The following is a 24,176-nucleotide window of genomic DNA, read 5'->3' on the forward strand; positions in this document are numbered from 1 at the left end:
GTTGATCACCAGCGCGCGCGAGAACCTGTAAGCCGAGCCAAGCCGAGGCAGAAGGAGCATGTACATGGCGGCGACTTACGGCGCCCCTGGCGTCTACATCGAGGAGCGTCCGAGCGGGTCGATGCCGCTGCAGGGTGTGGGCACCGCTGTCGCGGCGTTCGTGGGGTTCACCGCGACATACCACGCCGACGCGGGTGACCCGACCGACCCCGACGGTGTGAAGCCCCAGCTGGTCACCAGCTGGCCGCAGTACGAGCGGATCTACGGCGGTTTCGCGCCGGGCATCCTGCTGCCGCACTCGGTGAAGGGCTTCTTCGAGAACGGCGGCGGCATCGCCTACATCGTCCGGATCCCCAGCGGCGTCGGCACGGGCAAGGCGCAGCGCGCCCTGCCGGCCTCCGGCCGCGCCGAGATCGAGACGCTGAACGTCGAGGCGATCGACCCCGCGGGCAACTACGAGGTCGTCGTCGAGACCACGCCACCGGCCGAGGGGGAGCAGCCCGGCCAGGACTTCACCATCAAGGTCGTGGACAACGGGCAGGTCCGCGAGGAGTTCCCGAACGTCCACCTGGGCCGCGGCCCGAAGAGCGTCGAGAAGACCATCAACGAGCGGTCCAAGCTGATCCGCGTCGAGGTCCGCAACGCACAGGGCCTGTCAGTCGCCGAGCGCGCCCCCGCGCCCGGCAAGTACGCCATCAAGGCGGTCGCACCGGCCGCCGTGGCGGTGTCGCCCACCGAGTTCGAAGGCTCCGAGGTGGCCCGCACCGGCTACGAGGGCCTGGCCATCGCCGAGGACGTCACCATGGTGGCGATCCCCGACCTGATCACGGTCGCCACCCGGCCGGACGGCTCGTTCGACCACGAGGGCTACCTGGCCGCGCAGGGCAAGCTGGTCGACTGGTGCGAGCGCAGCCGCACCAAGATGGCCATCCTCGACTCGCCGCCCGGACTCAACGCGCAGCAGGCCCTGGAGTGGCGGTCCGCGCTGGGCAAGGACAGCGGGTTCGGCGCCGCGTACTACCCGCACCTGGTCGTGCAGAACCCGTTGGCCCGCCCCGGCGCGACCAACGGCGAGAAGTTCATCACCGTGCCGCCGTCCGGCCACGTCGCCGGTGTGTGGGCGCGCACCGACGCCGCCCGCGGCGTGTGGAAGGCCCCGGCCAACGAGGTCGTCCGTGGCATCGCCCGGCTGGAGTCCGACGTGACCACCGGCGAGCAGGACCTGCTCAACCCGGCGCAGGTCAACTGCATCCGCTCGTTCGGTGCCAACGGCATCCGGATCTGGGGTGCGCGCACGCTGTCGTCGGTCGACCAGAGCTGGCGCTACATCAACGTCCGCCGGCTGTTCATCTTCGTCGAGGAGTCGATCCGGCGCGGTACCCAGTGGGTCGTGTTCGAGCCGAACGACGCCGACCTGTGGGCGCGCGTACGCCGCACGGTCTCGGCGTTCCTGCGCAACATGTGGATGCAGGGCGCGCTTGTCGGCGCCACGCCCGAGCAGGCGTTCTTCATCCTCTGCGACGAGACCAACAACCCGGCGTCCTCTGTGGACGAGGGCAAGCTGGTCGTGGACATCGGGATCGCGCCGGTGAAGCCGGCCGAGTTCGTGATCTTCCGGCTGAGCCAGTGGCAGGGTGGCGCGGAGACCAGCGAGTGACACCGGCTTTCCAGGACGGCAACCACGGTTATAGGGAGACACCACCATGCCTGACTTGACAACGACGAACGTCTTCGTCCTCGAGGTGGACGGCCAGCAGCTCGGCAGTTTCCGCAAGGTCAGCGGGATCGAGAACGAGTCGGAGATCATCGAGTACAAAGAGGTCACCAAAGACGGCAAGATGATCATCCGGAAGTCCCCCGGCTCGCAGAAGTGGGCGGACATCACGCTGGAACGCCGGGTCGACACCGACAAGGGCCTGTGGGAGTGGCGCAAGCAGGTCATCGACGGCGACATCGACAAGGCCCGCCGGCACGGCTCGATCATCGCGAAGAACTCCAAGATGGAGGAGGTCGCGCGGTGGAACTTCACCAACGCGTGGCCGTCCAAGTGGGTCGGCGGTGACCTGGACGCGGGCAGCAACGAGGTCAACACCGAGAAGATCACCATCGCGCACGAGGGCCTTGAGCGGGTATGAGCCTGAGCACCGAGTACCCGTTCACGCTGCCCAAGGGCTACGTGGACGAGGAAGGCGTGATCCACCGCGAGGGTGTGATGCGCCTGGCGACGGCCCGGGACGAGATCGAGCCGCTGCGTGACCCGCGGGTGAAGGACAACGAGGCGTACGCGACCGTGATCGTGCTCGCCAAGGTCGTCACCGAGCTGGGCACGTCCGGCCGGGTCACCACCCGGACCATCGAGCGGTTGTTCGCCAGCGACTACCGCTACCTCCAGGACTTCTACCGGGTGATCAACTTCGGTGACCCGTCGATCCTGGAGGGCATGGAGCCGGGCAGCCCTTTCCCCCAGGAGGTGGCGGAGGTGGGCTGACCCGTTACGCCGCGAAGGAGCTGTGGCGCGAGATGACGTACCTGGCCTATCACCTGCACTGGGGGTTGGACCAGTTGCTTGATCTCGAGCACGGCGACCGGATCGCGTTGCTCGAGGAAGTCAGCAGTTTGAACGAGCGTTTCTGGCAGGGAATCGATGGCGACGACTAGAACTCCCGATCCGCCCTTCGCCGGCAGGTTCGAATTCAGTGTGGACGGTCTGACCATCGGCTCGTTCACCGAGGTGTCCGGCCTGTCCGTGCAGATCGACACCGAGGAGCTGGTCGAGGGCGGGCAGAACGGCTTCACGCACAAGTTCCCCAAGGCGACGAAGTGGCCCAACCTCGTGCTCAAGCGCGGGATCACGGACTCCGACGCGCTGTTCGAGTGGTTCGCCAAGTGCTCCGGCGAGGGCCTGGAGGCCGCGGGCAACAAGCTCGACCGGCGGCACGCGGCGCTCAAGCTGCTCGACAGCAAGGGCAAGGTGGTGCGCAGGTGGAACGTGACCGAGGCGTTCCCGGTGAAGTGGACGGGTCCGAAGTTGGCGGCGACCGCGAAGGACCTGGCCACCGAGGAGTTGGAGGTGACCCACTGTGGCTTCAAACCGGAGAAGTGACAGTGGTGGCCGCCTGCGCGGGCTGATCCCGTTCCGCAAGCGCAAGCCGGAACGCGCCCCGATCGCGACGTCGGGGCTGGCCGTCCGCCCGCCGTGGTGGCGGATGGCCGTCAAGCGTATGGTCGCTGGGCTCTGGCCGGGGTTCCGTGCCGGCCAGAGCGCCGAGTACGGCCAGGCGGAGTCGAGCGGGCCGCAGGTGAGCGTGGCCCGCAAGCCGCTGCTGGCCCGCCGCGAGCCGCTGGTCAGCAAGACGTCCGTGCTGCGGCCCCGCAAGACCACGGCCCGGGGTGACCGGCCCACGGCCATCACCGGACCGCGGTCGGGGATCGCCGGCCGGTCCGAGGCGCTGACGCCGCCGATGACTGTCACCGCCCCCAAGGACTCGGTCGCGCCGCTCAGCCACACGTCGGCCGCGCACCTTCTCGTGGGCGGCCGTGCTTCGGTTGTCGTACAGCAGGACGAGGCCGAGTACGCGACGGACGACGTCAACGCCGCCGCCGAACCGGAGGTCGTGGTTCGTCGGGAAAGCGCGCGGACGCCGGTTGTGCTGCCCCCGGTGGCCGCCCCTGTTTCGCTGTCCCCGCCGCCGGCGTTGACCGTCCAGCGGTCGACCAGCACCCAGGCGGCGAAATCCGGGAAGACCAGGCATTCCGGGCAGTCTGGCAGGTCCCGGCCACGCGGCCAGGTCCAGCGGTCCACGGCGACGAACCAGTCGGTTACCGGCGAGGCGTTGACCAGCCAGGCGTTGACCAGCCAGCCTGTCGGCCAGACGACGAGCCTGTACCCGTCGATGAGCGTGGTCGGCCCACGTGGTCCACAAGAGACACTCGCGGCCAGCTCCCTGATCGAGTCCTCGACCGAGGACGAGCCGAAGTCGCCGGAACAGCGGTGGCGCGAGGCGGTCGCGTCCGTGCCGTTGGAGTCGCCGCGACCGTTCCCCACAAGCATGCGGCCATTGGTGGCGCAGCTGGCCGGCAGCGCCGAGCGGGTCTCGTACACGACCGGCCCGGCGACCCGCCGCGCGCTCACCGAAGTCGGCGCCCTGGGCGCGACCACGGGCACTGTCGTGCACCTGGCGCAGCAGCCCGGCACCGACATGGGCGTGCTGGCGCACGAACTCACGCACGCGCGGTCCCCGATCTCCCGGCCGCGGTTCATGCTGCACGCGCCGACCGGGTCGATGGACTCCGACGAACGGCACGCCCGGTCTGTCGGCGATGCCTTCACCGACACGGTGTCCGCGAGCCCGACCATGACCAGTGGCTTGCCGCCGATGAAGGTTCGGCGGCTGTTCGGCTCGAACATGATGGATGGCCTGACCAACCAGGCCACCGGCGCCCTCGGCGGGCTCGGCGGCCAGGCCACGAACGCGGTCAGCGGGTTGGCGAACCAGGCCACCAGCGCGATCGGGTCCGGCGCGAGCGACGTGAGCGGCCAGCTCGGCAGCGCGGCGAGCGGCCTGAGCGACCGGTTCTCCTCGGCGGCCAACGACTTCGGCAGCTCGCTGGCGAACCAGGCCGGCGCCGTGTCAGCCGGTCTGGTCGACCAGTTGCCGGTCGGCGGCGGCAGCGGGATCGCCCAGGTCGCCCGCACCGCTGTGGAGAACGCGGTCCGCGAGGCCACGGCCACGACCGTGGCGGAAGCGCACAACGCCGTCGGCCAGGTCTCCCAGGCCGCGCAGGGCATGGTCGGCCAGGCGCAGGGCATGGCCAGCGGCCTCGTCGACAGCGCCGGCGGCCAGGTCAACCAGTGGGTCAACGGCGCTGTCTCCCAGGCGCAGGGCGCGGTGCAGGGTGTCGGCGACCAGGCTTCGCAGGCCGTCGCGGGCGCCGAGAACGCCGCGGCCGGCGCCGTCAACGGCGCGATGAACCAGGCGGCGGGCGCGATGGGCCTCGGCCCCGGCTCGGCGCCGCAGATCTCCGGCCAGGACCTGGACCGGATCGCCGAAGCACTAGAGGAACGTCTGCTCCGCCAGCTCGAACGCCGCGGCGGGCGCTACGCGGGGGTGTTCTAGAGATGGCCGCACCAGTCAAGGCCTACCTGCAGACCGAGAACGGCGAGCAGATCAAGTGCATGTTCAACCCGGCCGAGCTGACCATCAGCAAGTCCAACAGCTGGCAGGGCGGCGAGGCCAAGGGCAAGAACGCGCCCGAGCTGCGGTTCCAGTCCGGCCAGTCGGCCACGCTGACGCTGTCGCTCACGTTCGACACCACGCGCGAGGGTGAGGACGTCAGCACGTACAGCACGAAGCTGCTGAACCTGATGAAGGTCAACCCGGGCCTGGCCGGCGCCGACCCGAGCCGCAACAAGGCCCGGCCGCCGTGGGTGGAGTTCCACTGGGGCGAGACCAAGTCGTTCAAGTGCATCGTGGAACGCGTGCAGGTCAAGTTCACGTACTTCGCCAGCAACGGAAAACCGTTGCGCTGCAAGGCGGACGTCTCGTTGAAGCAGTGGAAGGACGACGACCAGCTGCCGCTGCAGAACCCGACGTCGTCCACGCCGAGCCTGCACACCGTGCACCAGCTGCGCCCCGGCGAGACGCTCGACCGCGTAGCCGCGCGCCACTACGGCGACGCGACGCGCTGGCGGCAGATCGCCGAGGCGAACGGCATCCTGGACCCGTTGCGGCTGCCCAAGGGCCGTCAGCTGGCCATCCCCGAGCAGGGCGCCCGGTGGCGGGACGGCCGGAATGCCTGAGCAGCGGCGCCTGGACGGCGTGATCCTGAAGGTGGACGGCTCGCCGCTGGCCACCGACCTGTACGGGCGGCTGATGCTCGTGCAGGTGGAGGAGTCCGTGCAGCTGCCGGACCATTTCGCGCTGCACTTCGACGACCCGCACTTCGAGCTGTTCGACGAGGACAAGTTCCGGCCCGGCACCAAGGTCGAGATCGCGTTCCGGGCCGAGGGCGACCCGGTGGTCGTGACGTCCGGCGAGGTCACCGCGGTGTCGGTGGAGCCAGGCGTGTCCGGCCGGCACGAGCTGATCGTCACGGGCCTGGACCTGAGCCACCGGCTGGCCCGCGGCGGGAAGTCCCGCGCGTTCACCAACATGACCGACGCGGACATCGCCCGCCGGATCGCCGGGGAGTACGGTCTCGACCCCGACATCGACGGCACGAGCGAGGTCCGCCAGCACATGCTGCAGCACGGCGAGACGGACTTCGCGTTCGTCCGCCGGCTGGCCGGCTCGATCGGGTACAACTTCTGGGTCAGCGACCAGAAGTTCCACTTCAAGAAGAAGCCCAGCGCCCGCTCCCAGGCGCCGAAGCTGACCTGGGGGGAGAACCTGCGCAGCTTCAAGGTCCGGTTCGCGTCGGTCGACAACTGCGACGAAGTCGTTGTCACCGCGTGGGATCCGGTCGACAAGAAGACGATCACCGGGCGCGCCAACACCCCGGACCCCGGTACCGACGCCCCGGCCGCCGCGCAGATGGCCGCGGCGGCCAAGCGCAGTTTCGGCCAGGTCACCCGGCGCGCCGGGCAGTTCCCGGCGGCCAGCCAGACCGAGGCGGACGCCCGCGCGCAGGCGTTGATGCTCAAGGCGTCCGGCGGCGGCGTGATCCTCAAGGGCGAGTGCGTCGGCAACCCGTGGATCGGCGCGGGCAACGAGGTCACGCTGGACAAGGTCGGCCGTCGGATGAACGGCAAGTACCGGGTCACGACCGTCGAGCACACGTACGGCGCCGACCGTCCGTACGTGACGCGTTTCGTCTGCGGCGCCAAGGAAGCCGACAGTCTCGTCGACGTGTTGGGCGGCGGTGGCACGTCGAACCGGCAAGAGCACCGCGGCTGGGGCAGCCTGGTGGTCGGCGTGGTCACCAACAACGACGACAAGGAGAGCCAGGCCCGGGTCAAGGTGAAGTTCCCGACCCTGGCCGACGACGAGAGCGCGTGGGCCAGGGTGGCGACCATCGGCGCGGGCGGCTCGCGCGGCATCCAGTGGCTGCCCGAGGTGGGCGACGAGGTGCTCGTCGGGTTCGAGAACGACGACAAGGCCCGGCCCATCGTCCTGGGTGGACTGTGGGGCCGCAAGGACAAGCCGCCGGAGCCGAAGCCGATCGGCGACGGCAAGGTCAAGCAGCGGATCATGGCCAGCCGCAAGGACAACCGGATCGTCATCACCGACGACCCGAAGACCTCGATCGTGATCAAGCTCGGCGACGCGGAGTGCGAGTTGCACCTCGAGCAGTCCGAGTCCAAGCTGACCGGTGAGAAGAAGCTCACCATCAGCGCGCAGCAGATCGAGGTGAAGGCGGACCAGAAGCTCACGCTCAGCGCGCAGACGATAGAGGTCAACGCGAAGAGCACGCTGACCGCGACCGGCAAGCCCATCAAGTTGAACTAGTGGGGAAGTGGACGATGAGCGAGCCGCGCAACGGCGACCTGATCGGCTCCGGGTGGGCGTTCCCGGGCCAGATCACCCCGGGCGGCAGTGTGCGCCTGGTGGAAGGTGGTGAGGAGATCGACGGGGCGCTGCGGATGATCCTGACCACCTCGCCGGGGGAACGGGTGATGCGGCCGGACTTCGGCTGTTCCATGTGGGAGCAGGTGTTCGCGCCGGTGAACGCGAGCACGCTCGGGCTGATCGAGCAGTCCGTGCGGGAGGCCGTGACGCGGTGGGAGCCGCGGGTGGAGGTCGAGCAGGTGACCGCGGCGCCGGAAGGGGACGGCTCGATGATCGCCATCGACATCTCCTACCGGGTCAAGGCCACCAACGACCACCGCAACCTGGTCTACCCGTTCTACGTGATCCCGCAGGAGGAGCCGGCACCGTGAGTCTAGTAGCACCCAATCTCGACGACCGCCGGTTCCAGGACATCGTCGACGAGGCCAAGCGGCGGATCGCCCGGCACTGTCCGGAGTGGACGGACCACAACGTGTCCGACCCCGGGGTGGCGCTGATCGAGCTGTTCGCGTGGATGACCGAGATGATCCTGTACCGGCTCAACCAGGTGCCGGACCGGCTGTACATCAAGTTCCTCGAACTGGTCGGCATCGAGCTGGCGTCGGCGTCGCCGGCCCGTACGGACATCCTGTTCACGCTGGCCGCGCCGCCCGACTCGTCGATCCGGGTGCCCGCGGGCACCCAGGTCGGCACCGAGCGCGGCCACGGCGAGGACCAGATCGTGTTCATGACGGACACGGACCTGATGCTGGTCAAGCCGAACCTGACCGCGTTGCTGACCCGCACCGACGGCCGGTTCGAGAACCACACCGAGGAGCTGGGGCTGGAGAACACCCAGATCCCGGTGTTCCCGTCGCTGCACGTGGACGACGCGATGTACCTGGGCTTCGAGGAAGGCCTTGAGGGCAACCTGATCCGGGTCGACATCGAGGTGAGCGGCGCGGCCGGTCGCGGTATCGACCCGCGCAACCCGCCGCGGGTGTGGCAGAGCTGGAACGGCCGGGACTGGACCAACGCGCGTGTCCTGTCCGATACCAGTGACGGCTTCAACACCACCGGCGAAGTGACCATGCTGCTCAAGGGCCGGCACGAGCAGTTGGCGATCGGTCCGGTGCGGGCGCACTGGGTGCGGGCCAAGCTGGTCGAGCCGGACGTGCCGGGCCAGACGTACGACACGCCGCCGTTGCTGGACTCGGTCGCGGTCACCGGCCTGGGCGGCGCGGTCGCCGCGCACCACGCCGAGCCCGCGCCACGCGAACTGCTCGGGGCGAGCACCGGCGAACCCGGCCAGGTGCACGTCGTCCGTCGCGCGCCGGTGTTGCCTCGGCGCGGCGGCGAACGGGTCGAGATCGTGCCCGTCCGGCGTGAGCCAGGCGTGGACGAGGAGCCGGTGTCGTGGCGTGAGGTCGCGGACTTCACCGACGCGACCGAAGCCGACAAGGTCTACACGTGGAACGGCGCCACCGGCGAGATCCGGTTCGGGCCACGGGTGATCAACCGTGAGGGCCGGGTCCGCCAGTACGGCGCGGTCCCCGACGAGGAGGCACAGATCTGGGTCACCGGCTACCGCTACGGCGGCGGCCGGCGCGGCAACGTCGGCGCCAACAAGCTGACGGTTCCGTTGAGCGCCATCCAGTCCGTCGACTCGGTGAAGAACCTGGAGCCCGCGACCGGCGGTGTCGACGCCGAAAGCGTGGACAACGCCAAGGTTCGCGGCCCGCTGTACCTGCGCGGCGGACATCGGGCCGTGACCGCCAAGGACTTCGAGCGGCTCACTTTGGCCGCGGCACCTGGCGCGGCGCGGGCCCGATGCCTGCCGCCGGCCAAGAACGGCGACCCGGTGCGGCTGCTGGTCGTGCCGCGGGTGGACATCGCGCCCGAGTCGTTGAAGCTGCAGAACCTGGCGCTGCCGCCGGACCTGACCACCCAGATCCAGGGCTACCTGGACGACCGGCGGCTGCTCACCACCCAGATCCGCATCGACACCCCGTCGTACCAGGGCATCACCGTGGTCGCCGAGGTGCACGCGGCGCCGACGGTTCGCCCGGAGAAGGTCCGGGAGGACGCGGAGAAGGCGCTGTACGAGTTCGTGAACCCGGTCACCGGCGGCCCCAGCGGCAACGGCTGGCCGTTCGACACCGATCTGTCCATTGGGGACATCTTCTCGGTGCTGCGCGGCGTCGCCGGTGTGATCCGCGCCGAGACCGTGCACATGTTCCTGGCGGACCTGCGGGGCCAGCAACAGCCCGAGGAGGTCGGCCAACGCGTCCGGCTGTCCCGGGAAGAGCTGTTCATGTCCGTGTCGCACAGGGTGGTGGTCCGGCAATGAGTGTGAACGGACACGCGGGTTGGCTGCTGGAACAGCTGCCGGCGGGGATGCGGCGCGACCGGGTCATCGCCGGGTTCGTGCGCGCGTTCGAGGAGATCGGCGACTCGGTCCGCGAACAGGTCACCGACGTCGAGTACGAGCTGGACGTCAACCTGGCGTCGCCGGAGATGTTGGCGTACATGGCGTCCTGGATCGGTGTGGACGTCGACGAGGCCATGCTGGCCTCGGCGGACCCGCAGGTGCGCGACGCCCAACGCCGGCTCATCCGCGCGGTCGGCCAGGCCCTGGTGTGGCGCGGCACCCGCCGTGGCATGGAGACCCTGCTGGAGGCGTTGACCGACAGCCGGGTGGACGTGCACGACTCGGGCGGCGTGTTCGGTCCGCGGGACACCGTGCCGCCCACGTCCGATGTGGTCGTGATCGAGCTGGACCACACCGGCCTGTTGACGCGACAGCAGGTGATGGCGTTCCTCGCCGAGGAGTTACCGGTCGGTGTGCGGGTAGACTTGCGGATCCGGTCCGAACAGCAGGAGCGACGATGAACTGCCCAGAGTGCGGTCGCCCTGTGCTGGCGGGCGTGAAGCTCTGCCCGTCCTGCGGCTACCCACTGCTGCTCGACAAACCCGCGGTGGTGGAGCAGCAGCCCCACAAGGTCACCCACAAACCGGCCGAGCAGCAGGAGAACATCAGCTACACCGGCCAGATGCAACATCCCCAGCAACAGCGGCCGATGCCCCAACCCGGCTACCCGCCGCCGCGGCAGATGTATCCGCCGCAGCAGCAACAGATGCAGCGGCAACCGCCGCCCCAGGTGATGCGCGGGCCGGAACAGGCCCGCGTCCTGGGGCCGCACTGCCCATCGTGCCGGCACGTGAACCCGCCACACCGCAAGCGTTGCGAGATCTGCGGAACGGAACTGTGGCCGGGCGCGGCCTTCCCGCCCCGCTGGATGCCCGACCCGCCCACGGTGATGCCCGGCCCGAAGCGCAAGAGCAACTGGTGGAAGACAGCGCTGCTGATCGGCCTGCCGCTGGTGGCCATGGGAACGGTGTGGGCGCTGGCCTACTTCCTGTAGAGCACAACGAAAATGGGGCCCCTCGCGAAGCGAGGGGCCCCTTCCTTATGCGACGGTGAAGCCAAGGCTCTTGAGCATGATGATGTTCTTGTTGGAGTCCTGTTGATCACGCTGGTGCCCGAAGGTCACGGACACGGCGTTCTTGTTGTTGCTCTGCTTGCTCTCCCACCCGATGAGCACCTTGTCGGTGATGCGCTGCCCGCCGTTCGCGGCGATGATCTGACTGGTGCCGTCCTGGAACGTGAACTCGGCCGTGTAGGCGACATCGGGCAGGCCGGCGAACTGGATGTTGATCGCCTTCACCGGCGTGGCGAACCGGAACCGGACGGGGACAGCGGCGCAGTTGCCAGGAGCCGCGGGGAGCCCCGAGCCGAGGAAGACCCCGACACCGGCGGTCGGGTTCCCTGGAGCGGGTGTCCCCGGGTTGATCCGGACCAGTTGCAGGGTCGCGTTGCGGCAGTCCGCGGTGGTCGCCCCTGACGGGTCGTTGGTCATGGTCACGCCCTGCGGACCGTAGTGCGTGGGTTCGAGCGGGGTGGTGCGGTTGTACTGCTGGTTGGAGGCGTCGACGGTGAAATCGATCGGCGTGGTGATCTGCGCGTTCGGGTTGTTCGGGATCGTGGCGCCTGGCCCCGCCTGTTGGGACGACGAGGGCGGTGGAGCCGAACTCTGGCCGCCTTGGCTGTTGGGCGCCGAGGAGGCACCGCCCGAGGTCGGCGGCGGCTGGGACTGGGACGGCTGGCCGTTGTTGTTGCCGTTGTTGTTGTTCCCGTTGTTGTTCTGGTTCAACGGGGACTGTTGGGCGGTGTTCTGGGCTTTGAGGTCGCGCATCATCTTCGCGCCGCCGTAGGTCAGGCCGCCGAGGACCGCGAGACCCGCGGCCAGCGCGCCGAACTTCATCATCCCGCCCTTGATCCTGGGCGTCTGCACGAACGTCAGTGGCTTCTCCACCACCGTCTCGCCCGCGTTCGCGCGCAGTGTCACCGCGCGGCGGACGTCCTGCCCGGTCAACGGCCGGTCGGAGTTCACCGTGACGTTCGCGCCCGCGGCCTGGCCGGGTTCGAGCCGCATCGCCTTGGGCTCGCACTTGAAGCCCACCCGGTTCTCCGGGTCCGTGCCCGACAGTGTCACCGCCATCGGCATGTTGCCCTCGTTGGCCAGGTTCACGCCGTAGTGCGCGATCTTCCCGCCGGTGGCGACCTCCGGCTGCACCTGCATGGTCAGCGCGGGCGCCGGCTGCACCTCCAGGGGCAGCTCCTCACAGCGCGAGACTTCCTGGCTGTACGGCGACTTCACCACCAGACCGAGGGTGTACGGCCCGGCGACGAGGCCGCCGCGGTCCGGCACCGTGATCTTCATCCGCAGGGTGCCGACCTCCCGCGGCCGCAGCTTCACCACTTCCGGCTCGCACGTGTACAGGTCGTTGCTGGGCAGCCCGACGACCGAACCGGCGAAGTGCTCGACGACCTGGCTCGCGTTCTGGATCGTCAGCTCGACGTCGGCGGACTCGCCGGGCCGCAGCGAGATCCGGTCGGGAGCCACGGTCACCTTCATCGCGACAGCCATGTACCTATCCTTCGATTCGTGGTGCGACCCAGGACATCCAGTCCTGCGACGAGTCTGGGCCGGCGTCGACGTGCAGCCTGAACTTGGTCGAGCCGGCGAACGGGGTCAGGTCGACGTCGATCGGCCGCATCACCCCGTCGCTGCCGCTGTCGTGCAAGCTCTTGAGGACCTGTGCGGCGCCGTTCGGCCGGATCACCGAGACGACGAAGGTCCCGTCGCCCTTGGAGGGCGGGCTCTGGACCGCCATGAAGCCGACTGTCACCCGGAAGTGGTCGCCGGCCATGATCTGCCGGGACAACGTGTACGTGCCCTCGGTGAACCCGTTGGCCACCCATTCCGGGTGCGTCTCCAGGAACGGCGGGGCCGACCCGTCCTCCATCACCCAACCGCTGCGCGGCTTGACGAAGCCGTGGTTGTCGCCGTCGTTGCCGTCGTAGGACAACGGGCCCCAGCTGCTGCGCCACTGGGCCGAGCCGGCGGTGGCGAGCAGGTCGATCTTGGGTGGCTTGCCGGAGGACACCGTGATGGTCACGATGCTCTGCGCCGGCGCTTTGCCGCCGCCGGCCGGGTTCTGCGTGATCACGTGTCCTTGCGGGACAGTGTTGCTCTGCGCCGATACCGCCGCGACGCGCAGGTTCGCGGCGGTGATGGCGTTGGTGGCCTCGCCCTGGGTCTGGCCGAGGACGACGGGCACAGTCGAGTCCGGCGGCGTGGTCACCTCGATCGTCCGGGACGTGCCGGCGTCCTGGCCGTCGGACATCTTCGCCTGCACGCTCACCTGGTACGGCCGGGCGGTGTCCCACTTGTGCGGGACCATCAGGCCGGTCGCGGTCTGGCCGTCGCCGAACGACCAGGTCGCCGAGGTGACCGTGGCGCCGTTGGTGTCCGCCACCCGCAGGGTGATCTGTTCGTTCACCACCGGGCTCGCCTTGGACGGTGTGATCGCGATGGCCGGTTTCGGCGGCGGCTCGTTCGAACTGGGTGGCGGTGGCGGCGGCTGTTCGCTGGTGGACGACGGCGGCGGGGGCGGTGGGGGTGGCGGAGGCACCGGGATGGTGACCGACGGCGCGGTCGGGGCTGACGACTGCGTGTCCGGTGCCTGGCTGCCGCCGGACTGGGACGGCGCGGACGAGGATCCCTGCTGGGTCGCGGGCGCGCCGCTCACCGGCTTGTTCAGGCCCTTGTTCGGGTCGGCCGGGTCGTACTTGCTGGTCGGCTGGACGCTGCCGTCCAGTTTGATCACGCCGGCCTGGTCGGTGTCCGGGTCGTTGTAGAACACCTGGCCGTCCCGGTTGATCAGTTGGAACTGCTTGGCGGTGTCGAGCACCTTCGGCTGGGCGACGACCTTGGCGGCGGCGAAGTCCACCACCCAGACCTGCCCGGTGGTGTAGTCCGGTACGAACACCCGGTTGCCGGCCTCGACCGCCGCGCCCAGCCGGCTGGTGGCGTCCGCGAGCGGGACGACCTTGCCGCAGCTCTTCTCGGCCAGGTCACAGATGGTCAGCACGCCCCTCGGGGTCACCACGTAGACCCGGTCGCCGTGCGACGACCCGCTGACCTGGATCTCCTCGTTCGGCCGGACGTCGAGATCGATCGGGGCGCCGGCCGAGCCGGAGTCCGGGTCGACCGTGAACGCGCGGCGGCCGGTGGTGTCCACGACCACGGGCCGGCCGTTGGCGATGGTGAGCAGGCTGCGGCCGGGCTCGACCGCCTTGGCCCGGCGGTTCGGGATGCCGCCGTCGGTCCAGTAGAGGTCGCCGCTGCTGTTGTCGACGATCCACAGCCGGCCCCCGTCGTCGACACCGGCTGTGCCGGGCGCGACCTGCGCGGCCATGGACCTCGGCTCGCTCAACGCGCTGCCGGTCTTCGGGTCCGCGCCGGTCACCAGGCCACGCCGGGTGTCCAGGGCGTACAGCGACTTCGGGCCGGCGAACGCCATCAGTCCGGCGCCGGCGCCGTCGATGGGCCGCTGCGGGGGGCCGGCGTCGAACGTGGCGCCGTCCACCCGGCGGATCGTCCCGGCCGATTGGTCTACGGCGTACACATCGGAGTCCTGCTGGGCCAGCTGCAACACGTCACCCACGGGCGCCACCTGCACCTGGGCGGACACCTCGGCGGACGAACCGTCCAACAGGGTCACCTGCCCCACCCGGCCCGAGGCGAGCCACGCGGCGCCGGACAGCAGCCGCATGTTCTGCGCGGGATTGGCGCCCTGGTTGCCGATCAGCACGATCCCGCCGAGCACGAGCGCGGCCGTCAACGCACCCGACCCGGCACGTGCCCACGGCCGCCGCAGTAACCCGATCATGTCCCCAGCCTCCGCCGCCGGTCCCGCACCGGCGCGTGCGGGCCGGTATGGGACTAATCGTTGGTGCCTGGCTCACCGTAACCCTCTGATGATCGGACTGGCCTCCTAGTTCCATGGTGGCCAGGCTTTCCCGCCGAGCCCTGCCCGAAGGGGCAGGCTGACGTGCCGAAAACCGCCGCGCGGTCGGTTGCGCGGCGGTTTCCGTCTCCAGGAACGCGTCAGCAGGCGCCCTGGTCGGCCCAGGTGCTCCAGGACTGCGGGGTACCAGGTTCGGAGCCCGTCGAGAACCAGGTGGACTCCCAGAGGCGGCCGTTGCGGGTCGTGAGGTTGCCTGGGAGGTACGGGGTCAACGGGGCCCACTCCGCGGCCGTGCAGGCGGTGCCGACGGTCAGCCGCAGTTGCGCGGTGCGATCGGCGTCGGTGCCGTCACCGGTGACAGTGACCGGCGTGGCGCCGTTCGAGGTGGCGTTCGCCGCGGAGATGGTCAGGGTCGCCGCGTCCCCGGACTGGACGGTCGCCGGGGTGAACGTGGCGGTGGCACCGGCGGGCAGGCCGCTCGCGCTCAGCTTCACCGCCTGCACCTTGCCGCCGGTGACCTGGGTCAGCACCTTGACCGTCGCCGACTGTCCCGGTCGCACGGACACCCTGGCCGGGTCGGTCGCCACCGCGAAGTCGTTGGCCGGCGCCGGCTGGCAGGCCGCCTCGCCGGCCTGTGCGGGCACGTTCACCGCGCTCCACGCGGCCTTGGTGGCGTTGCACTCGGTGGCACCGAACATCGCCGCCGCCGCGGCCACGGTGGCCTGGCGGGCCGCCGCGTAGTTCCAGCCGGACGTCTTGCGCAGCAGGCCGTTGTAGAAGATCTGGCCGGCCTTCTGGATGCCGATGCCGGTGACCGTGGTGCCGTTGCAGGTGGGGCTCGCGGGGGTGACGTTGGAGCCCTGCGCGAGCAGGTAGAACCAGTGGTTCTGCGGGCCGGCCGCGGCGTGCACCTCGGCACTGGGGATCTGGCCGGAGAAGCAGCTCGGGTCCCGGAGGAGGCTGGGGTTGTACATGAAGCGGATCGGGCCCTGGCCGGCCAGGTTGACCTTCTCGCCGACCTGGAAGTCCGGCAGGTCGTTGGGGTTGTTGGCGAACGCCTCGGTCAGCGCGCCGAAGATGTCGCCGGTGGACTCGTTGAGCCCGCCGTTCTCGTTGCCGGTGCCGGCGCCGCCCGGGGTGAACTGGAAGATCGCGTGCCCGAACTCGTGCGCGACCACGTCGATCGAGGTCGCCTGCAGGGACCGGGACGCGTTGTGGCCGAACGAGGCGAAAGTGCCGTTCCAGAACGCGTTCACGTCGTCCAGCCCGACCCGGGCCTGGAAGCCGCGGCCCTGGCCGTTGATGCCGCTGCGACCCAGCCAGTCGCGCAGCATGTTCCATTCCTGCTGCTCGGCGTAGTACGCGTCGACGCAGGCGGTTTCGAGGTTGGTGCCGGACCTGTTGCCCCACACGTCATTCGCGCGGGAGAAGATGGTTCCGGCCTGGTTGGCGCAGCTGACGCCGGGCCGGGTGGGGTCGGTCAGCGCGAACCGGGCGCCCTGGCGCGCGGTGTCGATCGTGACGGTGCCGCTGTACGTGCCGTTTCCGGTGCCGTCCATGACGTCGTCGCGGGTCTGCGCGACAGCGCCGCTGCCCGCGTCGACGAACACGTGCAAGTTGCTCGGCGCGGTGTCGTTGTTGGCGGCGGCCTTGGTGCCGGCCACGATCACCTCGTAGGCCAGCTTGGGCGTGCGGCCGGCCAGCACGACCAGTTCGGGCGTGCTCACACTGTCCATGGTAGACATTTGGTGGATGGCGACGAGACGCGCCTGGTCCGGTCCGATTCCCGCCTTGGTGCCGATTCTGATCGCGGCGGTGGTTGCGGCGACAATATCTCGGACGACGCCTTTTCCGTCGGCGACGACCACCGCGTCTCCGCCCACCACTCGCAGGCCGGAGTAGGTGCGCTCATAGGCCGCGTAGAACAGCCCTCCGCCGCCCGGGGTGAAACCGACCCGGTGGAGGGTTTCGCCCGAACCTGTTGCCAAGGCGCCAATACCGGTCGCGGCGGCCCGATCGGCCGCGGCCGCGGCGAGGTTTTCCGGTGTCGCGGCGGTATTCGCGGCCGCGGTGGCCGCCGGTAGGGCGGCGACCAGCGCGAGACTGGCGAACGCCGCCAGCCCTGTTCGTTTGCTTCGCAAGGATTTCATGTGCTGCTGTGCCTTCCTTTAGGCAGGATCGATCTGCCCGGACACCCAGGGCCGCATATGTGACGGACCTGGCCGCGGGACGGAAGATGTGCAAGGCCGACATAAGAGTCAAGGTCTAGACCTCTCGGGAGTCAATGCACCGTTCGGTCCAGACGAATAGAGACAACAGCGGGGCCTAGGTATTCAAAGCCGGGCTTGACGAGCACAAGCCGTGATTTCGTGCGGGCGAAAAAATAGCTGACAATTGTTTCGGCGGAACGGGTCGGCGGAACGGGTCGCCGAGGACGGTCAGCCGCGGGTGAGCTTGCGTCGCCTGCCCCGCCGGATGACGGCCAGCAGACCCAGCCCGGCCGCCAGCAGGATCCAGACGAAGCCCCATCGGTGTGCCGGGGATTCGCAAGTCTCGCTGGTGTCGCCGTCGCACGTGCCGGGAGCCGCCTGGGTCTGCGCCGCGTGCCGCGGGTCAGCGGCGTCGGCGCCGTCGATGGCGCCACCGCGCATCCGCAGGCCGGGCGGTGACGTTCCGGGCGGCGTCGTCCCTGTCGCTGTCCCTGTCGGCGTCGGCATCGGCGTCGTCGGCTGTGGCGTCGTCGTCGGCAGTGGCTTCACCTTGAACGTGACCGGAATCGTCAGGTCGGCGGCATGGCTCGCCATGCGCAGCACACAGGTGGTCACCCCGGGTTGGCCGCACTCGGCGACGCTGAACTTGTCGAACGTGTGGGCGTTGTCCGGGGTCGCCTTGAGCGTGATGTCGTGGCGACGGTCGACAGCTTGCGTGCACGTTCCCGCGCAGCTGCCGAACGGGCCGCCGGACACCGTCCCACCGGCGGACACCTGCAGGGTCACGTTGATCGTCGGTGTCTTCGCGACTGTCACCTGTGTGGAGCCGACCGTGGACCGTCCATCCGGGACAGTGGCGTGCACGGTGATCAGGAACGGACCGCCGTCGGTCGCCCACGTATGGCTGATGGGCGTGCCGGCCCCGTTGCCAGCGTCACCGCCGTTGCCGTTGAACGTCCAGGTCACGTTGGTCAGCGTCGAGTTGTCCGCCGCCTTCACGTTGAAGGTCACCTGGTCACCGGCGACCGGGGCGGCGGTGCTCGCCGACACGACGAGGCTCGGCACGGGCGCCTGGCTCGAGCTCGACGTGGTGCTCGATAACGACGACTGGGTCGTGCTGCCGCGGGATGTCTGCGACTGGCTGCCCTGTGGGTTCGGTGAGGTCTGTGGGTTCTGTGGGCCGGGCGGAAGCGCCGAGGTCGACGGGACCGCACTGCTCTGCTGTTCGGGCGCCGGAGCCGGACCGTTCGAGTGGTTCAGCGGAGTGGTCAGCCCCTTGCTCGGGTTGGTCGGATCGTATTTCGCGGCGTTCACGATGTTCCCGTCGAAGTGGACGACACCGGCGCGTTCGGTCTTCGGATCGTTGAAGAACACCATGTCGTCCTGTGCGCGCAGTTGAAACCGGCCGGCCGGGCGGAGAACCACCGGTTTGGCCACCACCGCGCCGGTCGTCAGGTCCACGATCCAGATCTGACCGGTCGAGTAGTCCGGGACGAAGATCCGGTTCGCCGCCTCCACCGCGGCACCCAGTTGGCCCTCCGCGCCCAACGGAATCGTGCGATCACAGGACCCGGCGTCGAGGTCACAGACGTTGAGCACACCGCGGGACGCCACCACGTACGCCCGCGGCGCGTGCGGAGAGCCACTGACCTGGACCGTGTCGGTGGAGCGCAGGTCCAGGTCGATGGCCCGGGCCACCCCGCCGGTGTCCGGGTCGACCATGATCACCTTGTGCTCGGCCGCGTTCACGATCACCGGCGAGCCGTTGGCGATCGCGAGCGTGTTGTGACCGGGCCTGACCACACCGTGCGTGGTAGTTCGCCGGCTGTGGTCGACCGAGGTGAGGTCGCCGGTCCCGTTGTCCACCAGCCACAGCCGGCCCACGTCGTCCAGGCCGGCCGTCCCGTCGTCCAGTTGTGCGGCGAGAGCGTTCGGTTCGCCCAATGGACTCGCTGTTTTGGGATCGGCGTTGACGTACACCCCGCGCTGGCCGTCCATCACGTACAGCACGTGCGGGCCGGCGAACGCGGTCAGCCCGGCTTGGGCGTTGGCGATCGGGGCCACTGGCCGCGTCGGTTCGAAGGTGGCGGCGTCGATCCGGCGGACAGTGCCGGCCGTCCGGTCGACGGCGTACGCGGTCGTACCGCTCTGGACGACATCGAGGGCGTTGCCGGCGGAGGCGACCGCTATCTGGGCGACCACCTCAGCGGTCGATCCGTCCAGCAACGTGAGCTGTCCGACGTTGGCGGAGGTCAGCCACGCCATGCCGGGCAGCACCTTCATGTCCGTGGCGGGGTTGCCGTCGTCGGCGCCGAACGCGACGATCGCGCCCACGACCGCCACCGCCGCGCCGGCGAGAATCCACCGTCGGTGGAGCGACCAGTTCACCCGCATCCGGCTCCTCGCCTATGTGTCAGCCACGCGTCAGCCTGTCCATGTCACGTCGCCGCCGGCGTTCGTCGACCCACCGGGCGAACAACGGCCGCGGGTCCATCCAGGCACGGACTGTCACAAAGGGACTGCGGACCTTGCGCAGCTCCCGGCGCAGCTGCGCCTCCAGCTGCCACGCCTCCTGCACCGCCGTGTCCGCGGGCTCGGCCGGGCTGTACATGGCCGAGGTGACGATGGGCGCCAGCACGGCCAACGCCCCCGTGCCCTGGCTGCCGATCCGTTCCTGGGCCTGCTCGGTGAGCTCGGCCGTGGTCAGCGCGGCCGACACCGGCACACCGTGTTCGAGCAGCCGGTCGGTCGCCTGCTGCCACGCGCCCACGATCCGGGCCGCCCGGCTGCCGGACCGACGCAGCCTTCGTCGCCGGAACTTCTCACCGGCGACCGCGATCGGGGTGAGCACCACCAACCCGCCGAGTCCGATGAGGACGAACAGGGCCCAGTCGAGCACGGTCAGCTTGCCGCCGGCCAGCGCGGGCAGGTTGGGGTCCTCGGCCGGCTGGGACGCGGTGGAGTTCTGCTCCGGCCGGGTGTTGTCCGCCTGCGTCTCGGTGTCCGGCTTCTTCGGCGCCTGGCCGGTGTGCCGCTTCGGGTCGGTCGGCTCGAACGTGACCCAGCCGTAGCCCTTCAGGTTCACCTCGGCCCACGCGTGCGCGTCACCCGTCTTGACCTGGTACGCGTCGCCGTCCTTGTGGTCGTTGTTGAGCATGTAGCCGACCGCGACCCGGGCCGGGAAACCCTGCGACCGGGCGAGCACCACGAACGCGGCGGCGAACTGCTCGGCGTAGCCGACCTGTTCACTCAGGTTCGCCCCGAACAGCCGGCTCAGCGCGTTGTACGAATGCCCCGGCCGGGTCTCCAGGTTGTACGGGAACGACTGGGTGAACTTCTGGATCGCCTGCAGCTTCGCGTACGGCTCGGCCACGTTGCCGGCCAGCTGGTCGCCCTTGGCCTTGATCTCCGGCGGGATCGGCGGGTCGGTCGGCAGCTGGGTGTCCGCGCTGGTCGCCGGCGACACGTACGGCACGCTCTTGTCCAGCCCGGCCGGCCGGCCGACGTCGGCCACCAGCTGGTAGGTCAGGCTCGGCAGGGTCTCCTCGTCGGTGGCGAGCGCGCCGGAGTCCTTGCTGAACCCGAACCGCGGGATGCCGGTCACCGACACCGGCGACCCCACCTCGGGCAGGTACTGGCCGCCCAGGCCGTTCATGGTGACGTCCAGGGTGACCTGGCGGGGATTCGTGAGCGACTCGTCCGGCGGCAGGGTGCGGCCGGCGAGCAGGAAGCTGTCGTCGGAGCTCCAGGTCGCGCCGTCGTAGGAGTCCAACGCGGCCAGCCGGACCCGGTCGACGCCCGCGGTGTCCCCGCTGAGCTTGACCTTGAACAGGTTCCCGTCCGGTTTCTTCAGCTGCGCCTTCAACGTGGACAGCGGCGAGATCGTGTCGTGCACGTCCAGCTTCTGCGGAACGGCGTTCCGCAGGTCGAACCGGCTGTCGCCGTCGGCGAGCGGCACGAACCGCATCCCGGCCAGCCCGGCCGCGACCGCCACCAGCACCACCGGGATACCGAACAGGAACCGGCCGAGCGTGGCCTTGCTGGCGACCTGGCGGGCCAGCGGGTCGACCGCGCCGGCCCGCACCAGCGTCAGGAACAGCACCTCGGCGAGCAGCACGCCGACCAGGACCATGCCGCCCACTGGCCGGGCCGCGGTGAACGGCTGCGCCACCACGAACGCCACGACCAGCGGGAGAATCGGCGCGAGCAGCGACTTCGTCCGCAGGATCAGGATCGTCGACACCACCGCCACGGTCCACGTGACCAGCGCCGGGGTCATCTCCAGCTCGCCGGCCGGGTCGGCCGGCAGGCTGACGCTGAGCATCCGGTTCCAGCCGTTCACCAACCCGGTGCCGACTGACTTCAGCGTGGTCCAGGTGGGAATGCCATGGCTGAGCGTGCCCCGGTACACCGCGAAGATGGCGACCAGCGCGTAGCCCAAGACGGCCACACCGACCGTAACCCACGTCGACCAACGCCGCGCGCCGGCGAGCGCACCCACGAACGCGCCGACGGCGGCCGCGGTGAGCGTCGAGATCAGGAACCCCAGGCCGCTGAAGTAACGCAGGTACGCCAGGCTCGCCGTAGCGGCCGTGACACCGGCGATGACAAGCTGCGTGTACAGCACCAGCCCGACCTTGACCTTGCGGGCGGTCTGCGGGAGGTGCTGCGAGCTGCGTTTCTTCACCTTGGGCGGGTTCGGGTTGCGCTGCAACGCCTGCTGTGTCTGGCCGATCGTCCGGTTGACGTTCCCGCCCGCGCTGGCCGGCCCGGCGGGCGCGGACTGCTGCCGGATCGCCACGTTTCCGGGCGGCGGCGGGGGAGTCCCGGGCCTCACGTGCGGACCAGCTTGTTCCAGGCGTTCGCGAACTCCTCGGCGCTGCGGACCGTCAACGACACCACGCCGTTGAGCGGGGTCGGCGGGGCCGCGTACCGGCTCGCGAACTGCACCAGGCTGACCATCAGGAAGTGCCGGCGGATCGTGGGCAGCACGGACAGCATCCGCGGGTCAGGCTGACCGGTGACCACGCCGAGCGCCACGCTGTCGTCCATGGACACCATGCCCGGCAACGCCGCCAGGCCCGGGTCGTCCCGGGTGGCCGTGGCCGACGCCAGCAGGTCCAACGCGCTCACCGCGCCCTCGGCGGCCCGGTCGCTGGCCGCCACCCCACCGCCGGTCGTCCGCAGCTCCAGCGGGAAACCACCGCGGATGGCCGCGATCGTGAGCGACGCCGCCGCGCTGACCGCGGCCTCGAACGACTCCTCCGAGTACCCCAGCGAGTTCGTGTCCAGCACCACCATCAGCCGCGGCTGGTTCGGCACCACGTTGTGGCGCACCATCATCCGGCCGGTGCGCGCGGTCGACTTCCAGTGGATCAGCCGCCAGTCGTCACCGACGACGTACTCCCGCAGGCTGTGGAACGCCACCCCGCCCTGCGGCGAGTAGCTGGACGTCGGGCCGTCCATGTCCCTGGTCTGGCCGGTCGGCACCGGCTCCACATTGAGCAGTCGCGGATGGACGTACAAAGTGGAGAACGCGGAGAACACCCGGCCGACCCGCATCAGCCGCAACGGGTCCGTGTGCCCGATGCTCATCGGGCCGACCTGGAAGATGCCCCGCCGGTTGGTCGGCAGGTAGTAGGTGGTGGTGTGGGTGCCGTTGCCGGCCAGGCTCGGGATCGGCACCTGGACCTGCCGGGTCGCCATCTGCTCGGACGCCATGATCGGCGGGCTGCGGCGCTTGGACTCGTTGGTCAGCGTCAGCACGCCCATCGCCTTCTCGCCCTCGGACACGCGCTGCGGCCGAACTTCCCGGATGGCGGAAAGGTCGGGCCGCAACGTCATCCACCCGGCCGCGACCAGCAGCGTGGCCAACGCGGCGAACCCCAGCGCCACCAGCTCCGGATAGTCCGCGAGCCAGCCGAGGGCCAGCAGCAAGATGGCCGAAACGGCCATCGCCACACCGGACTTCGTGGGCATGTCAGGCTCCGACGGGGGCCTGCGGCACCGGCACGGCGGCGAGGATGCGGTCCACGATCCCCTCGGGCTTGAACTCCTGCACCGCCGCCTCAGGGGTGAGCACCAGCCGGTGCGCCAACACCGGCTTGGCCATCTGCTTGATGTCGTCCGCGGTGACGAACGCGCGCCCGTCCACCGCGGCCCTGGCCTGCGACGCGGTGGCCAACGCGTTGCTGGCCCGTGGGCTCGCGCCCAGCTTGAGCTGCGGGATGGTCCGCGTCGCGTTGGTGATCGTGACGATGAACGCCTGCAGCGCGGGCGCCACGTACACCCCGCGGACGACCTCGATCATCTGCTGCATGTCCTCGATCGTGCAGACCGGCTGCAACTGCTCGGGCAGGCGGCGGGCGATGGCGTCGCCGACGATCCGCACCTCGTGCTCGGGCGACGGGTAGCCGATCCGCAGCAGCATCATGAACCGGTCCAGCTGGGCCTCCGGCAACGTGTACGTGCCCTGCTGGTCGACCGGGTTCTGGGTGGCGATCACGAAGTTCGGCCGGGGCAGCGCGTACGTGACACCGTCCACCGTGACCTGGCGTTCGCCCATCGCCTCCAGCAGCGCCGACTGGGTCTTCGGCGACGCCCGGTTGATCTCGTCGCCGAGCACGATGTTGGCGAAGACCGGGCCTTCCTTGAACTGGAACTCGCCCTTGTGGTTGTCGTAGATCTGCACCCCGACCACGTCGGACGGCAGCAGGTCGGGGGTGAACTGGATGCGCCGCATCTCCCCGCCGATGGAGTGCGCGATGGCCTTGGCCAACGACGTCTTGGCCACCCCCGGCACGTCCTCGATCAGCAGGTGGCCCTCGGCCAGCAGGCCGACCATGGCGTTCCAGATGACATTGGTCTTGCCGTGGATGAAATGCTCCACGTTCCGGACCAGGTCGTTGCACCTACGCTGGACCCATCCGACGCGCTCGGCCAACTGCGTGCCGTAGGTCATGCCGCCCCCGCTGTCGATTCATGGCAACGTTTTCCACTGCGAAGGCTAAACCGGTTGGCTCGCTCGGGCCTGCCCCTTGGGGCAGCGTTCCGGGCGGCCCCGACTGCCGAACGTCACCGGGTTGAGGGGATCCACCCCGGA

Annotated in this window: 19 protein-coding genes; 12 read left to right on the top strand and 7 right to left on the bottom strand. The window is 69.7% G+C overall.

Annotated features, from left to right (window positions below; translation table 11 throughout):
- Positions 1–64 precede the first annotated feature (64 nt).
- From EV192_RS35410 to EV192_RS35460, 12 genes are read left to right on the top strand one after another with little or no spacing between them, the layout of a single operon-like run.
- Positions 65–1,657 (top strand): phage tail sheath family protein, encoded by a 1,593-nt coding sequence (locus tag EV192_RS35410; protein WP_132122940.1) that lies wholly within the window; start codon positions 65–67, stop codon positions 1,655–1,657.
- A gap of 46 nt (positions 1,658–1,703) precedes the next feature.
- Positions 1,704–2,135, top strand: a complete 432-nt coding sequence (locus tag EV192_RS35415; protein WP_132122941.1) for a phage tail protein — start codon at positions 1,704–1,706, stop codon at positions 2,133–2,135.
- Positions 2,132–2,488 carry a hypothetical protein gene (locus EV192_RS35420; protein WP_132122942.1) on the top strand — a complete coding sequence of 119 codons (357 nt, stop codon included), beginning with the start codon at positions 2,132–2,134 and terminating at the stop codon, positions 2,486–2,488. Before EV192_RS35415 ends, EV192_RS35420 begins: the two co-directional genes overlap by 4 nt.
- The gene (locus tag EV192_RS54275) at positions 2,485–2,658 is read left to right on the top strand and encodes a DUF6760 family protein (RefSeq protein WP_341770941.1); all 174 of its coding nucleotides are present in this window, start codon (positions 2,485–2,487) and stop codon (positions 2,656–2,658) included. Before EV192_RS35420 ends, EV192_RS54275 begins: the two co-directional genes overlap by 4 nt.
- The gene (locus tag EV192_RS35425) at positions 2,645–3,103 is read left to right on the top strand and encodes a phage tail protein (protein WP_132122943.1); all 459 of its coding nucleotides are present in this window, start codon (positions 2,645–2,647) and stop codon (positions 3,101–3,103) included. Before EV192_RS54275 ends, EV192_RS35425 begins: the two co-directional genes overlap by 14 nt.
- Positions 3,081–5,117, top strand: coding sequence for an eCIS core domain-containing protein (locus EV192_RS35430; RefSeq protein ID WP_132122944.1), 2,037 nt, complete (start codon positions 3,081–3,083; stop codon positions 5,115–5,117). The genes EV192_RS35425 and EV192_RS35430 overlap by 23 nt, the downstream gene beginning before the upstream one ends.
- A gap of 2 nt (positions 5,118–5,119) precedes the next feature.
- Entirely contained in the window at positions 5,120–5,800 is a 681-nt protein-coding gene (locus EV192_RS35435; RefSeq protein WP_132122945.1) for a CIS tube protein, read from the top strand.
- Complete coding sequence (locus EV192_RS35440) at positions 5,793–7,448, top strand: VgrG-related protein (RefSeq protein ID WP_132122946.1); 1,656 nt, start codon at positions 5,793–5,795, stop codon at positions 7,446–7,448. The genes EV192_RS35435 and EV192_RS35440 overlap by 8 nt, the downstream gene beginning before the upstream one ends.
- A gap of 14 nt (positions 7,449–7,462) precedes the next feature.
- Positions 7,463–7,879 carry a GPW/gp25 family protein gene (locus EV192_RS35445; RefSeq protein WP_132122947.1) on the top strand — a complete coding sequence of 139 codons (417 nt, stop codon included), beginning with the start codon at positions 7,463–7,465 and terminating at the stop codon, positions 7,877–7,879.
- Entirely contained in the window at positions 7,876–9,837 is a 1,962-nt protein-coding gene (locus EV192_RS35450) for a putative baseplate assembly protein (RefSeq protein ID WP_132122948.1), read from the top strand. The genes EV192_RS35445 and EV192_RS35450 overlap by 4 nt, the downstream gene beginning before the upstream one ends.
- On the top strand, positions 9,834–10,379 hold the full coding sequence (locus tag EV192_RS35455; RefSeq protein ID WP_132122949.1) for a hypothetical protein: 546 nt from the start codon (positions 9,834–9,836) through the stop codon (positions 10,377–10,379). The genes EV192_RS35450 and EV192_RS35455 overlap by 4 nt, the downstream gene beginning before the upstream one ends.
- Positions 10,376–10,912 (top strand): zinc finger Ran-binding domain-containing protein, encoded by a 537-nt coding sequence (locus EV192_RS35460; protein WP_132122950.1) that lies wholly within the window; start codon positions 10,376–10,378, stop codon positions 10,910–10,912. The genes EV192_RS35455 and EV192_RS35460 overlap by 4 nt, the downstream gene beginning before the upstream one ends.
- A 45-nt stretch (positions 10,913–10,957) precedes the next feature.
- Here the strand turns inward: EV192_RS35460 and EV192_RS35465 are convergent, their stop codons facing one another.
- The 7 genes from EV192_RS35465 to EV192_RS35495 form a co-directional block, all read right to left on the bottom strand.
- On the bottom strand, positions 10,958–12,478 hold the full coding sequence (locus EV192_RS35465) for a COG1470 family protein (RefSeq protein WP_132122951.1): 1,521 nt from the start codon (positions 12,476–12,478) through the stop codon (positions 10,958–10,960).
- A gap of 4 nt (positions 12,479–12,482) precedes the next feature.
- The gene (locus tag EV192_RS35470) at positions 12,483–14,786 is read right to left on the bottom strand and encodes a PASTA domain-containing protein (protein ID WP_132122952.1); all 2,304 of its coding nucleotides are present in this window, start codon (positions 14,784–14,786) and stop codon (positions 12,483–12,485) included.
- A gap of 218 nt (positions 14,787–15,004) precedes the next feature.
- Positions 15,005–17,014, bottom strand: coding sequence for a M4 family metallopeptidase (locus EV192_RS35475; protein WP_132122953.1), 2,010 nt, complete (start codon positions 17,012–17,014; stop codon positions 15,005–15,007).
- Between the two features lie 288 nt (positions 17,015–17,302).
- A complete protein-coding gene (locus EV192_RS35480; protein ID WP_132122954.1) occupies positions 17,303–19,462 on the bottom strand; it encodes a YncE family protein in 2,160 nt (719 codons plus the stop codon).
- Between the two features lie 25 nt (positions 19,463–19,487).
- Positions 19,488–21,911, bottom strand: a complete 2,424-nt coding sequence (locus EV192_RS35485) for a transglutaminase TgpA family protein (RefSeq protein ID WP_132122955.1) — start codon at positions 21,909–21,911, stop codon at positions 19,488–19,490.
- Positions 21,908–23,053 carry a DUF58 domain-containing protein gene (locus tag EV192_RS35490; protein ID WP_132122956.1) on the bottom strand — a complete coding sequence of 382 codons (1,146 nt, stop codon included), beginning with the start codon at positions 23,051–23,053 and terminating at the stop codon, positions 21,908–21,910. Before EV192_RS35490 ends, EV192_RS35485 begins: the two co-directional genes overlap by 4 nt.
- A gap of 1 nt (position 23,054) precedes the next feature.
- Positions 23,055–24,035 (bottom strand): AAA family ATPase, encoded by a 981-nt coding sequence (locus tag EV192_RS35495; protein WP_132122957.1) that lies wholly within the window; start codon positions 24,033–24,035, stop codon positions 23,055–23,057.
- Between the last annotated feature and the right edge of the window lie 141 nt (positions 24,036–24,176).

It is taken from the genome of Actinocrispum wychmicini (genome assembly GCF_004345645.1).
GTDB lineage: Bacteria > Actinomycetota > Actinomycetes > Mycobacteriales > Pseudonocardiaceae > Kibdelosporangium > Kibdelosporangium wychmicini.